This is a genomic window from Methanolobus tindarius DSM 2278 (assembly GCF_000504205.1).
Taxonomy (GTDB): Archaea; Halobacteriota; Methanosarcinia; order Methanosarcinales; family Methanosarcinaceae; genus Methanolobus; species Methanolobus tindarius.
Genome location: NZ_AZAJ01000001.1, coordinates 582,497 through 596,560 on the forward strand (window position 1 = coordinate 582,497; position 14,064 = coordinate 596,560).

The following is a 14,064-nucleotide window of genomic DNA, read 5'->3' on the forward strand; positions in this document are numbered from 1 at the left end:
AGGTGAAATAAATGGAATTTGAAGAAGCACTGAAAGGAAAGGAAGTTGAAGGTAAAGAGAAACACGTCCCTGAGATTGATATAATCAGAGGTCACGGTCATGCAAAAGCAGACTATGTACGTGTAATTGTAGGAAAGGAAGTAAAACATCCAAACACCCTTGAGCACCACATTTCATGGGTTGAACTTTACGGAATTACAAAGGACGGTAAAATGGTAGATTTTGGAAGAATGAACTTCGAACCAGTTTACACCGAGCCTACTGCTTCATTCCACGTTAACAACATTGATGACTTCAAAGCATTCTGTGCACTTGAATACTGTAACATCCACGGCCTGTGGAAGAACTGTATTGATGTTTAAAGACTGAAGTAAAATTTCTATCATTTGTGGCATCAGTCGCCACATCTTTTTTATATTTGTTCACTCACTCCTTTCACTAAAAGCATCATGTAATCGTATGCAAATTAGCTGAAAGAAAAAGAGGGAACAATAATGATCAAAAAATTAATGGGAAAATTCGCATTCCTTGCCATTATAGTTGGTATCATGGCAATGATCATTCTAAACTATGTAATACCCTACATGCATGCATGAAAGAAAAAAGGTTACTTAAAACTCATCGTAACCTATCTCTTCCTTTGTAAGATAACATGCAGGATCGTCTGCCCAGGTGTTACCATAGATGGCTTCCGCCCTTACACGGAAGTTTCCGTTACAGACATCAAACCATTTGCAGTGTGCACACCTATCAGCATTTTCTTTTATCAGAGGCTTACGGTCTTTAAGTCCTGCCATAAGTTCATCGCTGGTGTCTCTCCAGATTTCACTGAATTTGCGTTCTCTTATGTTTCCGAAAGTATAGTGCCTCCAGAACTGGTCAGGATGTACTGAACCGTCCCATGAGATACAACCAAATCCAATTCCTGTGGAATTGCCCCTGTTCATGTTCAACAGTTCAAGAACTTCAGCAGCCCTTTCCGGATCCTCTTTCAGAAGACGCATATAGATGTATGGACCATCACAATGGTTATCTACAGTCAGAACCTCGGCTTTAAGACCTTTTGCATGAAGCTCTCTTGTCTTGTCCATAAGCAGGTCAACTGTCTTTCGGCTTTCTTCAAGACTCAGGTCTTCATTTACCATTTCAGAGCCACGGCCTGAATATACAAGGTGATAGAAACAGATACGTGGGATGTTTTCCTTCTCCATCAGGTCAAATATTGCAGGAATGTCATGCACATTATGGCGATTGATGGTAAACCTGAGTCCAACTTTGATACCTTCCTTCTGGCAGTTGTGCAAACCCTGAAGTGCCCTGTCAAAAGAGCCTTCAATACCACGGAACATATCGTTTGTCTCCCTCATTCCATCAAGAGATATTCCCACGTAAGATAGACCAATGTCCTTGAGTTTTTTTGCCATCTCTTCTGTTATCAAGGTCCCGTTTGTTGAAATTACAGCCCTGATACCTTTTGAACGGGCATAGCCTGCAAGTTCAGGCAGATCTTTTCTCATCAGGGGTTCGCCACCAGAGAAAAGTATCACCGGACAACCGAAATCTGCAAGGTCATCTATAAGAGCCATGCCTTCTTCGGTACTCAGTTCATTTTTGTATTCCATGTCCTTTGAGTGTGCATAACAATGGACACAGCGAAGGTTGCAGCGCTGGGTGACATTCCAGACTACAACTGGCTTTTTATCCTTTGAGAACTGGAGCAAATGTGAGGGGAGTTTTTTAGAGTCACGCCCGTACCTGAGCGCGTCCGAGGGCTCCACAGTTCTGCAATAAAGTTTTGAAATTCCTATCATGATCGGACTCCGAATAAAAGATAAAAGAAGATTGTTCTATTATATGCGAAACTCCTATACCATCATCCTATATTATATCTATGGTAGGCCGACAAATATTGGAAGTTTGGGGAAGTACCGTTAAGTTAGTTTGAAATAAAGAAAAGAAAAAGCGGAAATGCTAATTAAGCAAATCCAGAACTTTTTTGAGAATTGCTTCGAATGTGAACTTACCAGGAGTTACTGAAACATTCACACCGTAACCCTCAATGGTTTTCGCGGTAGGTACACCTATGGCCGCAACTACAGAATTATTCATAATAGCCAGCACTTCATTTTTTGAAGACTGGTCCACAGCATGTTCGAAGAAATTGCGCACCATCATGGAACTTGTGAATGCGAATACATCAACTTCTCCTGCAAGCACCTTGCTTATGAACTCTGCCTGCTCATCACCATCAGGTTTTGTCAGAGTATAGACATTTGTCTCATGGATTTCAGCCCCGCAGTTCTTCAGGCCTTCTATGAGAAGTGTTGAGCCATAGAAACTTCTTGCTGTGTCAATTACCTTGCCTTTTACATCAGAACAGAGATACTCCACAAGACCTTCGGAACTATAAACTCCAGGCATCCCAAGTACATTTATACCCATATCATCCAGCGCCTTGCGAGTGGTTGGTCCAATGGCAATCACTTTTGTGGAATTAAGAGCAGAAATAAATTTTTCATGCTCTTCTTCAGGTATCTTTTCCAGTGTGAAATCTATGCCGTTAGCACTTGTAAATATCACATAATCCGATTTTCCTGCCATTACCCTTTCAACGAAACCATCGAAGAACTCGTCCTTCATGCCCTCAAGCTCGATCATTGGAACTGCAAGAGGATCAAATCCCATTGATTGTGCAAGTTCCACTGAATCTTTGAGGTAGCGCTTTGGCCTCATTATAGCAAGCACAGGTCTTTTGGATTTATCTGTCAAAGGTAACACCTTCTAATCAAAATAATTTGAGACCTGCTCGCCAAGAATATCATGCAAGGAAACAACATTACCAATGATTGTAATTGCAGGTGCCTTTACACCTCTTTCCTTTGCGACTTCTGCGATATTATCAAGGACACCAACAGTTACGCGCTGGTCAGGTCTAGTACCTCTCTCAATAAGAGCAACAGGTGTTTTTGGATCCTTGCCGAATTTCATAAGTTCACCGACATTCCTGCCAAGCATTTTTACGCCCATGAAAATGACAATTGTACCATCGAAATTTGCAAGTGTTTCCCAGTCAAGAGCTGTTTCCTCTTTTGTAGGGTCTTCGTGACCTGTGATGAAAGTCACCATTGATGCGTGGTCCCTGTGAGTCACAGGAATACCTGCGTATGCAGGAACTGCCACAGCTGATGTTATACCTGGAACAACCTCAAACTCAATTCCTTCTGCTATGAGTTCCTCGGCTTCTTCACCTCCACGGCCAAACATATAAGGATCCCCACCTTTAAGGCGCAGCACATTCTTTCCTTCCTTGGCTTTGTGGATGATAACAGCATTGATCTCATCCTGTGTAAGTGTATGATCACCTGCATGTTTACCTGCATCGATCTTTTCAGCGCTGTCAGGAATAGAATCTATTATTGCCTTACCCGGAAGCTGATCGTATACCACAACTTCAGTCGTATCGAGTAACCTGCGTGCTTTAACTGTTAATAATTCCGGGTCACCCGGGCCTGAACCAACTAAATAGACTTTACCATATTTCTGGGCCATGTTAGTGAGATCCTCTTAATATTTATCAGAATGGTAATGAACTTACCAAGTTATAAATATGCATCGTCTTGAAAGACACAAAACAAGATAACTTTATAAATAGACACAAAAGCAGAACCTATCAGAGAAAACAAAATCAATGTGATAAAAAGATTTGAAAACCATGCAACAAACTATACTAAATATAAATAAGAGTGCCGTACCGTTATGATACCGCACCTTTTCCAACCCGAAAAAATTTATTTTTTGCTCAATATATAGAACAACATTTCTTTGTTTAACTTACCTTCACGCTCAAGTTTACTTACTATATTCTCATCAGACATGCCTTCTGACTTAAGCTCTTTGATCTTATCAAGCAGCGCCGGAGCGATACTATAATACTCGTTGATGTCTTTCCTGTGGCCCCAGACATCGCCTTCAATGAGCTTAATATCCTGCATTTGCATGAACATCTCGATGGACTTTGAGACAGTACGCCTGTAAGAACTCGGGATCTGGATAACTTCCACTTTAGGACAGGTCTGGACCAGTGAAAAAATATCCTTGTTCGATGGTCTGAAAGCAAGATGGATTACCTTCTCACCTGGATTCAGATGTGGTATCTCCTCTCGCGAACTTACAACTCTAATCTTCATAAGTCTCCCTCACCTCCAGTTCGTTGAGAACTTATTAAAATAATGTATGTATTCACCTTTTAAATAATTACCGATTTAAAAAATAAAAAAATATGAAGGTATATTATTCAAATCTGGTTCTTACAGAATCTGCATGTGCCTGCAGACCCTCTTTTTCAGCAAGAGCTATAACAGAATCTTTTAAAGTTTCAAGTCCCTGCTTGCTAATTCTCTGGATACTTGCAGACTTCATAAAGTGCGCAAGATTAAGCCCGGAGTAAATTCTTGCATATCCCGCAGTTGGCAATACATGATTTGTACCTGATGCATAATCTCCAACAGGAACAGGCGCATAGTTACCCACAAATATGGAACCTGCATGTTCGATTCCCCCAAGGACCTCATCATCATTTTCAACCATTATTTCAAGGTGCTCAGGCCCAAATTCATTTGAGAACTCAATACACTTATCCATTGATTCCACTGTCAGAATTGCGGCATTTGCAAGAGAAGTATTCACAATCTCAGTCCTGAGGGTTTCTTCTGCCTGTTTAAGCACCTCAGTTTTTACATCCGCGGCAAGTTTCTCGGAAGTTGTTACGATAACAGATACTGCATTTGGATCGTGCTCTGCCTGGGCAATCATGTCTGAAGCTGCCATTCTGGCATTACATGTGTCATCAGCTATGATAAGCACTTCACTTGGCCCGGCTGGAAAATCAATCTCTGCCATATCCCTAACCTGCATCTTTGCAGAAGTAACAAATACATTACCGGGGCCAACTATTTTGTCAACCTTCATGACTGTTTCAGTGCCGTATGCCATACCGGCAACAGCTTGCACACCACCTATTTTATATACATGGTCTGCTCCGGCAACTTTTGCTGCCGCAAGAGTAAGAGGATTTACCTTCCCATCATTACCAGGTGGAGTACACATAACCACATTCTTAACACCGGCAACTTTTGCGGGAACTATGGTCATCAAAGCTGTGGAAGGATATGATGCACGCCCTCCCGGCACATATGCCCCGACACTTTCAAGGGCAGTGAACTTCTGTCCGAGTTCGATTCCCGGTGAAACTTCAATGAACCATGTCTTTTGCGGCATCTGAGCCTCATGGAACCTGCGGATGTTGCCTGCGGCGAACTCCAGATGCTTCATGAGTTCAGGATCAATACTTGCCGCAGCCTCATCAATCTCTTCTTTTGTGACCTCTATTGCATCGATATCAGCACCATCGAACTTCTTAGTATATTCACGCAGAGCTGCATCACCATTATGCTTTACATCCTTCAGGATAACTGCAACTGTATCTTCAACATTTGCAAGATCTCCGCCACCACGTCCTATCAGTTTGCTCTTTTCTTCATCGGTAAGTTCGGATAGTTTCTTGTAAAGCATAATTATTCCTCTGCTGAGTAACTAAAATTGTATGAGATTAGTGATATTAATCAATGATATGACTATTGCCTGATGCTTATACCTGTTCATCATATATAATGCTTAGAATTTGAAGTGAATTAATCAATTATACGCTAAAAATTAATCGTCGAAAAAAAAGATCTCCTCGATTTTTGATTCGAACACCTGAGCTATGTCATATGCAAGTTTTAAAGAAGGATTATATTTTCCCTTTTCCAAAAAGACAATTGTCTCCCTTCTTACCCCTACCCTATCTGCAAGGTCTTTTTGAGTTAAATCAAACTTTGACCTTAATTCTTTAATTGTAGTTCTCAGCTTATTCACCTATCGTATTGTGTATCATTTAAAGGTTAAGAAAACATGCGATATGATAACTTATATCACCATTTTTACTGGAAACCTATTTCGTCTTTCACTTTTGAGTAGTACACTTGAAGCACAATTTTTGATAGTACCATGACAGCTAATAAAATAGCTAACACTTCAAACACATCAAATAAGGTTGGGACAAAATGCAATACTATTGTCAATAATCCAATTGATATGATTGAAAGACACAATGCAATATCCGATGACATACCAGAAATTCTTTTGACCATTTCATCTTTTTTGATATCATTTTTTAACATTACATTCCGTATAATATTACTTACAGATAATCCAATTACTACAGCAGTCATCATATTTCCTCCAATGGTATCATCATATGAATAAAGAGTAACTGCGGCAATTCCAAAAATTAAACTTAATATCCAGTACATAGTAGATTTCTTCATTATTGACCTCCCAAAGCCTAAGTTTCTCACAAAGCATGTTAACTATATCTAACACCTGGTATTTTAAACTGTTGAGTGTGTTAGAAATACACCACATGAAATATACGTAAATTTAGTTCATAAAAACCTTCAATCGTCAGGTAAAAAAGGAAATAATTATTAAAAAAATGAATTATAATGCATTAAAAAACATGAATTTTGTCGAATTGATGTTAATTAGAGTGGTGTTTTGACAGAACCATTTCAGTAAAAACTGGATTTATTTCTCAAAATCACTGAAAGTGCTCTGCTCCCTTTCCATAATTGAACTCATTGTTTCGGATTTTATACCCTCTGCTGAACCGGATGGCCTTAATCCTGAAGCAATACCAAGCTCCTCAAAAAGTTTTCTGGCGGTTTTGGGACCTATGAGTTCAGATACAGTAGCAATATCAGAACTTTTGATGTCCTGCACCGTTTTAAGTCCGTTTTCATAGAGCTTGCGTGCACGCACGCGACCAATTCCCCTGACGCTTACAAGCTCGATAAGATCAGATGACGCTCCATAATGTATCCTTTTTTCCAGCAGGGCAACATGACTGGAGATATCTGTTGACATTTCAGGTGCAATAAGTCCTGCAAGCCTTGAAGTTGCATGCATGAGCCACTCGGCAATATCGGCAAATGCATGGACATCACCCTCCCCTACGCCGAACTTCTTTGTAATCTGATCAAGTGACTTCTCATTAATCCAGTCCTCTACCAGAAGGGCAGTTTTCACTTCAGCCATGAACCATTCATAATCAAGTTCCTTTGACCTAGGTGGAATCACTGCAAACTCATCGCTGCGAGCCATGATAATATCGTTGATTACTTCATAATCGCTGGATCTCATGTAGAGTTGCCTCATGTCCGGTGTTTTGCATATCAGATGCAAAAGAGTCATGTCTGTAATACTTTCAGCTTTAGCTTTCTTCAGTCCTCCAACAATGTAAGCACCGGAAAGCGGATCGATATAAAGTGTTGATATTAACCTTCCAAGTACTGTTGGAAGCAATGTGTCCTCGCCCTCAAGCATACCGTGATATCTCAGGAAATCAAGGCATTCATCTACAACATCCATGATTCCCCATGTATCATTCTGATGAGCAAAGAAGGTAGCTTCAATAAATTCAATGAGACCTTCCCTTGTTGTCGCAAAACCGTTGACAATTGTTGAAAGGATGTGTGTTCTCAAAGCGTTCTCAGAACCAAGTTTTGACCAGATATCTTCTGCATCAGCGTCAATATAATTGTCAAAAAGACCTGTCATTTCATTATATGATTTAGCTATGAGAACTGATTCTCCATAAGGATCGAGATGCGGCCTGCCTGCACGACCTGCCATTTGTTTGTAATCCAGAACAGGGATTGGCTGCATTCCATAATTTGGATCATAGCGCCTGTAACTTCTGATAATTACTCTTCTTGCAGGAAGATTGAGTCCTGCTGCAAGGGTTGGTGTGCTGGAAATTACCTTTATCCTGTTAGCCCTGAATCCATCTTCCACAATCCTGCGATGTGCTGAATTAAGCCCTGCATGATGAAAAGCAGTACCATTGCGGACACACTTTGCCAGTTCATTGGCAGCTTCTGTCTCACCGTTCTCTATGATTTCCTCGACAAGTTCATCAAGTGCTTTTCTTGTTGGTTTGTCCAAGGTTTCAGCCACTTTTGCACCTGACCTTTTAGCAAATGAAACACTGTTCTTTCGGCTGCTTTCAAAAACAAGACACTGACCACCTTCTTCCAGCGTATCAAGCACTACATTGACAGCCTCATCTTTTGCCCTTGATTCAATTAGTTTCTGTGAACCGTGGAAATTGATATTTCCGTTAAAATAGACACCTTCCTGAAGGCGTGTTGGTCTCCATTCACTGAGAACAAGTTTTCCTTTCAGCCAGTCTGCTATCTCATAAGCATTGCCCACGGTTGCTGAAAGAGCGATTATCTGGCAACCGGGATTGAGCTTCATGAGTTTTGTCAATGTAACTTCAAGTGTCGGACCTCTATTGGCCGAATCAAGTAAATGTACCTCGTCAACTACAATAGTAGTTATCTCCTGCATCCATGATGTTTCATTTCTCAGGAGAGAATCAGTCTTTTCAGATGTAGCAACTATAATATCATTGGAACCAAGCCACTCATCCCTTGACTCGAAATCACCTGTGGATATCCCAACCCTAACGCCTCCGTTCCCTTCTCCTTTAACCTGAACTGATGAGAATGTCCTGAAGCGATCGAACTTTTCGCTTGCAAGTGCACGCAAAGGAACAATGTAGAGAGCCTTTCCTCCGTTTGCTATTGCCTTTAGCATTGCAAGCTCGGCAAGAAGTGTCTTTCCTGAAGCTGTGGGAATCGCAGCCAGTAGATTCTTACCTTCGAGAAGTCCTTTTTCAATTGCTTCAGCCTGAGGCGGATAGAGTTCTTCAATACCTGAATCCAGATAAAAACGAATGACTTCGTCTGGCAGGTCAAGTGATTCGATCTTCATGATAACTGAGACTTAAGAGAGGGTTATATCTAATTAAAATTGCCCTGAGCATAAATTCCAAAAGGTATTTCAGTTTTTGAAATCAAAAAAAGAATGCAGCAAAAATGCTGCCTATTTCAGTTATTTTCTTTCACATCTGCCACGTAGTCATAAAGCAGAGCTGCAATCACAGCACCTGCAATCGGACCGATTATGTAAATAGGGAACTGCCACCAGAAGTTTGTTCCTCCCATGAGAAACTCCGCCAGATACGGACCAAATGTACGAGCCGGATTTAGCGATGAACCAGTTATGTTTCCTACAACAATAACATCAGCTGCTACAACAAGACCAATAGCAAGTCCTGCAAAACCTGCCGGTGCCCTTTTATCCACTGCGGAACCCATTATTGTAAGCATAAGGAAGAAAGTCGCAACCGCCTCACAGAGTATCGCCTGACCATAACTCACGCCATCAAACATTGCCGTGGAACCAAGACCTGTAGCGACAGCCCTTGAACCCAGTATTGCAACAAGAGTAAAAGATGCCAGGCTTGCACCGATAAGCTGGGCCAGAATATAACCCGGCAGATCCTTTGCCGGAAAACGCCCCGTTGCCCACAATGCAACGCTAACAGCCGGATTTATGTGTGTTCCTGATATATGGCCAAAAGCATATATCATGGCAATTATCGCAATGGCAAAAGAAATACCAATAGCAAACCATGCTGCAATATCAATTCCCACATTAAAAGTGTTGCCTGGTATTGACTCAGTACCCTGGATCAACAGGACAGTTGTGACAACTGATCCCGTTCCCAAAAAGACAAGCACATATGTTCCGATCAGTTCGGCGATGGATCTCTTTAATAGACCCGGTTCTGACATAAAATCACCCGCCTGAAAACAAGATGTGCCTTAAAAAGGCACATCTGTGATCAAACTGCCTCCGTCCAGTTACAGTACTTACACTTGTAGTCAAAGTAGTTGGCTGCGCAGAACTTGCAGGTACGTGCAGGTGAATGAGGTTCTGTCTTGTGCAGGGCTATGATATTTGTCAGCATAGTAGCAGTAACAGGCTCACTTGTCAGCAGACATGGGAAATCAGCCAGCCGCATAAGGGCTGAGAACCTCACAGTTATAGCACAAGCAGGATATGTGTAACGCTGTGGATTATTTAGCACTTCGTTCTTCTCAATTGGACTCAGGTCAACAGGTATACCCTGAACTTTTCCACCCATTCCTCTTGGTTTGTGGTCTATGATACGTTCACCTTTTTCGATGAGGTCAATAAAGTCAACATTGTGCAGTTCGGCTGCTGCACCTCTTGTTGGGTTGTTGAGTACAAGATTATGGAACCTCTTGACAAGAAGATCCAATACCATCATTGTCGTGAAGCCATCCATCCAGAGAATCTTTGTGGTGGCAGCAGCAGCAGCATCGGTTGCAATTGTTAGAGGTGAATATTCATCTTTGAACTTACCCATTGCATTGTTCATTGTGCCATCCATGACATCAGTTACTGCATTAATAACTGCCATTACCACATCATCCTTTGTCATGTTAAACATTGACTGGGAAATATGGTGGGCAACATCACCAACTCCATATGCAGGAACAGTAACGATGTTTCCGTAGAAAACATCTGCATCCATGGCAGCCTTTACTGTTTTCTTCATTCTGTTTTTGTACTCACTCATATACTTCTTAACATCAAAAGAAGTATGTCCTGCCTCATCCATGAGCTTCGCCTGGGCAGCCATAGGTGCATCGTAGACCATCTGAAGCATCTCGATTTCCTCTTTAATGGCTTCAGTAGGAGTTTTACCATTCTCAATTGCCATCTGGAATTTTGCACCAATGCCATAAGAGGTGTTCATACCCCATGATTTTGAAGAAAGGATTGCACGCTTATGGTCCACCGGAATATCGGTCTTCTCAAGAATCCTGTTTACTACGTTGCTTGTACTTCCCGGAACAAATGCAAAATCTACAACACATGTCGGGCCATAGAAACCTGCATATCTGCGAATTGATTCTTTCCCGATAAGAGCTTCTGATCTTCCGATCCTGTCAATGAATTTCTCCACAGATTCCCTGAAAGAAGGATCTTCCTCGTAAAGAATATCCAGAATTGGTGGTGTCTGATAGTGTTCAACGAACGGATCATCCTCAGGCCTTACGCTATCTGTTAAGCTGGAAAGAACTTCATAATGTGTATTTACTGAATTGACATGAAGATCAAACACTTCTTTACACTGCTTTCCCTTTGGCTTCATCTTGTTAACGGCTTCAACGTAAGGTTTAGCATCCTCAACCTTAAAGGCGGTTCCACGCTTCTTGTTAATAGTACTGACTACAGCTTTCTGTGCATTCATGGCTTCTGTGGCCATTTTATCGTATATCTCTTTCATGTTATACCCCTTACTCAATTTCTGAAAGTGACAACTATTCCTGAAAAAAGTGCATTTATAAAAAACTGAAAAAAACCAGATACTCCATACCATTTAGTAAAGCATCAGGTTAACTATTGCCCCAAACAACACTCCATTTTCAGGGTGTTTCTTCACTCCATATAATAATTGTCGGGTAATATGAAATAAATATTTCCAAACTAAAATAAACCAACTAAAAGTTTACACAATCATAAGCCATTGTAGGACAAATCAACAGTTAAACCTCATCTCAATTGAAAAATGGAAAAATACGGCTCTGTAGAAAACCTTCTTTGAATTTTATTTCAGCATCATAATTTAAAAAGAATTAGTCCCCTAAGTATTACTTGCAACAGAAAACACATAGGGGATGATTGTGTTTTGTCTAATAAGTATTTAAAGTTTGTTGATACAGCGCTAGCTGTATCAGGAAACTCACACCTTCAGATTTATAGTTGTAAATATTCTAAAAGGAAATATACTCAACACCAACTACTGACATTGGTTTTGTTGAAAGAATATCTTGATGAAGATTATAGGGACATAGTAGAAGTTGTAGAATTAATGGATAAAGTTAAAGCAAGAATTGGACTTAAACAAGTTCCACACTTTACTACACTCCATAAATTCATTACAAGATTAAGATCGATCTACTTCAATGGACTACTGCAACAAACATTAAAACTGTTTTATTCATATGGGGAACAGATAGAGATTACTGCTATTGATTCAAGTGGGTTTACTAGTGGTCATTGTAGTTACTATTACTCTTGGAGAACAGGAAAGAAACGAAGATCTTTCCTGAAAACAAGTATCTCTGTTGATACGGAAAAGTTCATAATTACAGGTTTCAAGATTTCAGGTAAACCTGTTCATGATGCGAAGCATGCAATGACATTGCTAAAGCAATGTCATAAGAATCGTAAATCCAAGTATTATGTAATGGACAAAGGATACGATTCAGAAGACATACATTCACTAACAAGAGAACAACTTGAATCCATAGCTATGATTCCTTTGAGACAAAGAAAAAGGAAGAGAATCAAAGGATTGTACCGCAGAAAAATGGTANGGGAATTTGANANAGANTTGTATCATAACAGAAATCTGGTTGAAACGATGTTCTCAGTCCTGAAAAGGAAATATGGTGAAGAAATTAGGGCAAAAAGGTATTGGAATCAACTAAAAGAAGTCAAATTCAAGCTGCTTGTACATAACCTTGACAGGTATGTCAAGGTTATAATTGTTGTCAAAATGAGGATTTCTACAAAGCCAAAAATACAGTCTTTTTTAAAAGTAAGATAACAAAAAAGAATAAAGATGGTGGCACGATAAATGCCACTTTTTAAACCATATCTTAGTCGTTGCTCAGCTCACCGCTGAAGTACTTGTCATAGGAAGCCATGTCAAAGTGACCGTGACCACTGAGGTTGAACATGATGGTCTTCTCTTCACCGGTTTCCTTGCATTTGAGTGCTTCATCAATAGCGCATTTAATTGCATGTGATGATTCCGGTGCAGGAGCAATTCCTTCCGTACGTGCGAATTGAACTGCTGCATCGAAAACCTCGACCTGATGGTATGAGGTTGCTTCCATTATTCCATCTGCAACAAGTTTACTGACAATTGGTGATGCACCATGGTACCTGAGTCCTCCGGCATGGATTGCAGGTGGTATGAATTCTGAACCGAGTGTGTACATCTTAAGCAGAGGTGTCATCTGGGCCATGTCACCGAAGTCATACTTGAATTCACCTGATGTGAGAGTTGGACATGCGGATGGTTCGACGGCTATGAATCTTGTGTTAGTCTTACCTGCAAGATTGTCTCTGATGTATGGCAAACTTACACCTGCAAGGTTACTTCCACCACCACAGCAACCGATTACGATATCAGGATAGTCGTCTGTTTTGTCAAACTGTGCCTGGGTCTCAAGACCGACTACTGTCTGATGAAGACTTGTATGGTTCAGGACACTTCCAAGTGCATACTTGGTGTTGTCATTAAGAGCTGCATCCTCAATAGCTTCACTGATGGCTATTCCAAGACTTCCTGTTGTGTCAGGGTACATTTCACGGATCTTTCTTCCAAACTGTGTCTCTGTGCTTGGTGAAGGGACTACATTTGCCCCCCAGAGGTTGATAAGTGACTTTCTGTATGGCTTCTGGTAGAAGCTTGAGCTTACCATGTAGACCTTACATTCAATGTCAAAATAGTTACAGCAAAGTGATAATGCACTGCCCCACTGTCCTGCACCGGTTTCTGTTGTGATTCTTTCAGTGCCTTCCTTCATATTATAGTAAGCCTGTGCAATCGCAGTGTTTGGCTTGTGACTTCCTGCCGGACTGACACTCTCGTTCTTGTAGTAAATTTTTGCAGGTGTTCCCAGTGCCTTTTCGAGCCTGTGTGCCCTGTGCAGAGGTGATGGCCTCCAAAGTGCGTATATGTCCCTGATCTCTTCAGGAATGTCGATGTATCTCTTGGAGCTTATCTCCTGATTGATGAGTTCCTTTGCAAAAATGGGCTCAAGGTCTGCAGGATTCATTGGCTCATTTGTTGCAGGGTTCAGTGGTGGCTCTACCGGCAGGTCTGCAAGTATATTATACCACTGTTTCGGCATTTCATTTTCATCAAGTAATATCTTAGTATGATCCATAGTTTATACCTCTGTAAAAAATAGAGTCCCTAATGTATAGCAAAGTACATTAGGGTAATATTTAATGTTTTTGATTTATGCAGAACCCTGAACTGCAATAAAATGAGCAAATTAT

General features: G+C 40.8%; 13 protein-coding genes. 2 read left to right on the forward strand and 11 right to left on the reverse strand.

Annotated features, from left to right (window positions below):
- The first annotated feature begins 11 nt into the window (after positions 1 to 11).
- Complete coding sequence (locus tag METTI_RS02660; protein ID WP_023844269.1) at positions 12 to 362, forward strand: desulfoferrodoxin family protein; 351 nt, start codon at positions 12 to 14, stop codon at positions 360 to 362.
- Between the two features lie 249 nt (positions 363 to 611).
- Here the strand turns inward: METTI_RS02660 and ahbC are convergent, their stop codons facing one another.
- The 10 genes from ahbC to METTI_RS02710 form a co-directional block, all read right to left on the reverse strand.
- Complete coding sequence (gene ahbC / locus METTI_RS02665; protein WP_023844271.1) at positions 612 to 1,811, reverse strand: 12,18-didecarboxysiroheme deacetylase; 1,200 nt, start codon at positions 1,809 to 1,811, stop codon at positions 612 to 614.
- 160 nt (positions 1,812 to 1,971) lie between these two features.
- The gene (locus METTI_RS02670) at positions 1,972 to 2,769 is read right to left on the reverse strand and encodes a uroporphyrinogen-III synthase (protein WP_023844272.1); all 798 of its coding nucleotides are present in this window, start codon (positions 2,767 to 2,769) and stop codon (positions 1,972 to 1,974) included.
- 12 nt (positions 2,770 to 2,781) lie between these two features.
- Positions 2,782 to 3,549 (reverse strand): uroporphyrinogen-III C-methyltransferase, encoded by a 768-nt coding sequence (gene cobA / locus METTI_RS02675; protein WP_023844273.1) that lies wholly within the window; start codon positions 3,547 to 3,549, stop codon positions 2,782 to 2,784.
- 239 nt (positions 3,550 to 3,788) lie between these two features.
- Positions 3,789 to 4,187, reverse strand: coding sequence for a DUF1699 family protein (locus METTI_RS02680; RefSeq protein ID WP_023844274.1), 399 nt, complete (start codon positions 4,185 to 4,187; stop codon positions 3,789 to 3,791).
- Positions 4,188 to 4,290: 103 nt separating this feature from the next.
- Complete coding sequence (gene hisD, locus METTI_RS02685) at positions 4,291 to 5,571, reverse strand: histidinol dehydrogenase (protein WP_023844275.1); 1,281 nt, start codon at positions 5,569 to 5,571, stop codon at positions 4,291 to 4,293.
- A gap of 141 nt (positions 5,572 to 5,712) precedes the next feature.
- Positions 5,713 to 5,907 carry a helix-turn-helix transcriptional regulator gene (locus tag METTI_RS02690; protein ID WP_048135741.1) on the reverse strand — a complete coding sequence of 65 codons (195 nt, stop codon included), beginning with the start codon at positions 5,905 to 5,907 and terminating at the stop codon, positions 5,713 to 5,715.
- A 74-nt stretch (positions 5,908 to 5,981) separates the two neighbouring features.
- The gene (locus tag METTI_RS02695) at positions 5,982 to 6,368 is read right to left on the reverse strand and encodes a DUF2178 domain-containing protein (RefSeq protein ID WP_023844277.1); all 387 of its coding nucleotides are present in this window, start codon (positions 6,366 to 6,368) and stop codon (positions 5,982 to 5,984) included.
- A 259-nt stretch (positions 6,369 to 6,627) separates the two neighbouring features.
- Positions 6,628 to 8,880 carry an ATP-dependent DNA helicase gene (locus METTI_RS02700; RefSeq protein WP_023844278.1) on the reverse strand — a complete coding sequence of 751 codons (2,253 nt, stop codon included), beginning with the start codon at positions 8,878 to 8,880 and terminating at the stop codon, positions 6,628 to 6,630.
- Positions 8,881 to 8,996: 116 nt separating this feature from the next.
- Positions 8,997 to 9,746, reverse strand: a complete 750-nt coding sequence (locus METTI_RS02705) for an MIP/aquaporin family protein (RefSeq protein ID WP_023844279.1) — start codon at positions 9,744 to 9,746, stop codon at positions 8,997 to 8,999.
- 50 nt (positions 9,747 to 9,796) lie between these two features.
- Complete coding sequence (locus tag METTI_RS02710; protein WP_023844280.1) at positions 9,797 to 11,272, reverse strand: DUF2193 domain-containing protein; 1,476 nt, start codon at positions 11,270 to 11,272, stop codon at positions 9,797 to 9,799.
- A gap of 402 nt (positions 11,273 to 11,674) precedes the next feature.
- Between METTI_RS02710 and METTI_RS02715 the strand changes: the two genes are divergently transcribed.
- The gene (locus tag METTI_RS02715; protein ID WP_023844281.1) at positions 11,675 to 12,598 is read left to right on the forward strand and encodes an IS5 family transposase; all 924 of its coding nucleotides are present in this window, start codon (positions 11,675 to 11,677) and stop codon (positions 12,596 to 12,598) included.
- Between the two features lie 52 nt (positions 12,599 to 12,650).
- Here the strand turns inward: METTI_RS02715 and METTI_RS02720 are convergent, their stop codons facing one another.
- Entirely contained in the window at positions 12,651 to 13,949 is a 1,299-nt protein-coding gene (locus tag METTI_RS02720; RefSeq protein WP_023844282.1) for a TrpB-like pyridoxal phosphate-dependent enzyme, read from the reverse strand.
- Between the last annotated feature and the right edge of the window lie 115 nt (positions 13,950 to 14,064).

Excerpts from the sequence above, each read along its gene's own strand:
- METTI_RS02660 (WP_023844269.1), top strand. The coding sequence starts at position 12 with ATGGAATTTGAAGAAGCACTGAAAGGAAAGGAAGTTGAAGGTAAAGAG.
- ahbC (WP_023844271.1), bottom strand. The coding sequence starts at position 1,811 with ATGATAGGAATTTCAAAACTTTATTGCAGAACTGTGGAGCCCTCGGAC.
- cobA (WP_023844273.1), bottom strand. The coding sequence starts at position 3,549 with ATGGCCCAGAAATATGGTAAAGTCTATTTAGTTGGTTCAGGCCCGGGT.
- METTI_RS02680 (WP_023844274.1), bottom strand. The coding sequence starts at position 4,187 with ATGAAGATTAGAGTTGTAAGTTCGCGAGAGGAGATACCACATCTGAAT.
- hisD (WP_023844275.1), bottom strand. The coding sequence starts at position 5,571 with ATGCTTTACAAGAAACTATCCGAACTTACCGATGAAGAAAAGAGCAAA.
- METTI_RS02695 (WP_023844277.1), bottom strand. The coding sequence starts at position 6,368 with ATGAAGAAATCTACTATGTACTGGATATTAAGTTTAATTTTTGGAATT.
- METTI_RS02700 (WP_023844278.1), bottom strand. The coding sequence starts at position 8,880 with ATGAAGATCGAATCACTTGACCTGCCAGACGAAGTCATTCGTTTTTAT.
- METTI_RS02705 (WP_023844279.1), bottom strand. The coding sequence starts at position 9,746 with ATGTCAGAACCGGGTCTATTAAAGAGATCCATCGCCGAACTGATCGGA.
- METTI_RS02710 (WP_023844280.1), bottom strand. The coding sequence starts at position 11,272 with ATGAAAGAGATATACGATAAAATGGCCACAGAAGCCATGAATGCACAG.
- METTI_RS02720 (WP_023844282.1), bottom strand. The coding sequence starts at position 13,949 with ATGGATCATACTAAGATATTACTTGATGAAAATGAAATGCCGAAACAG.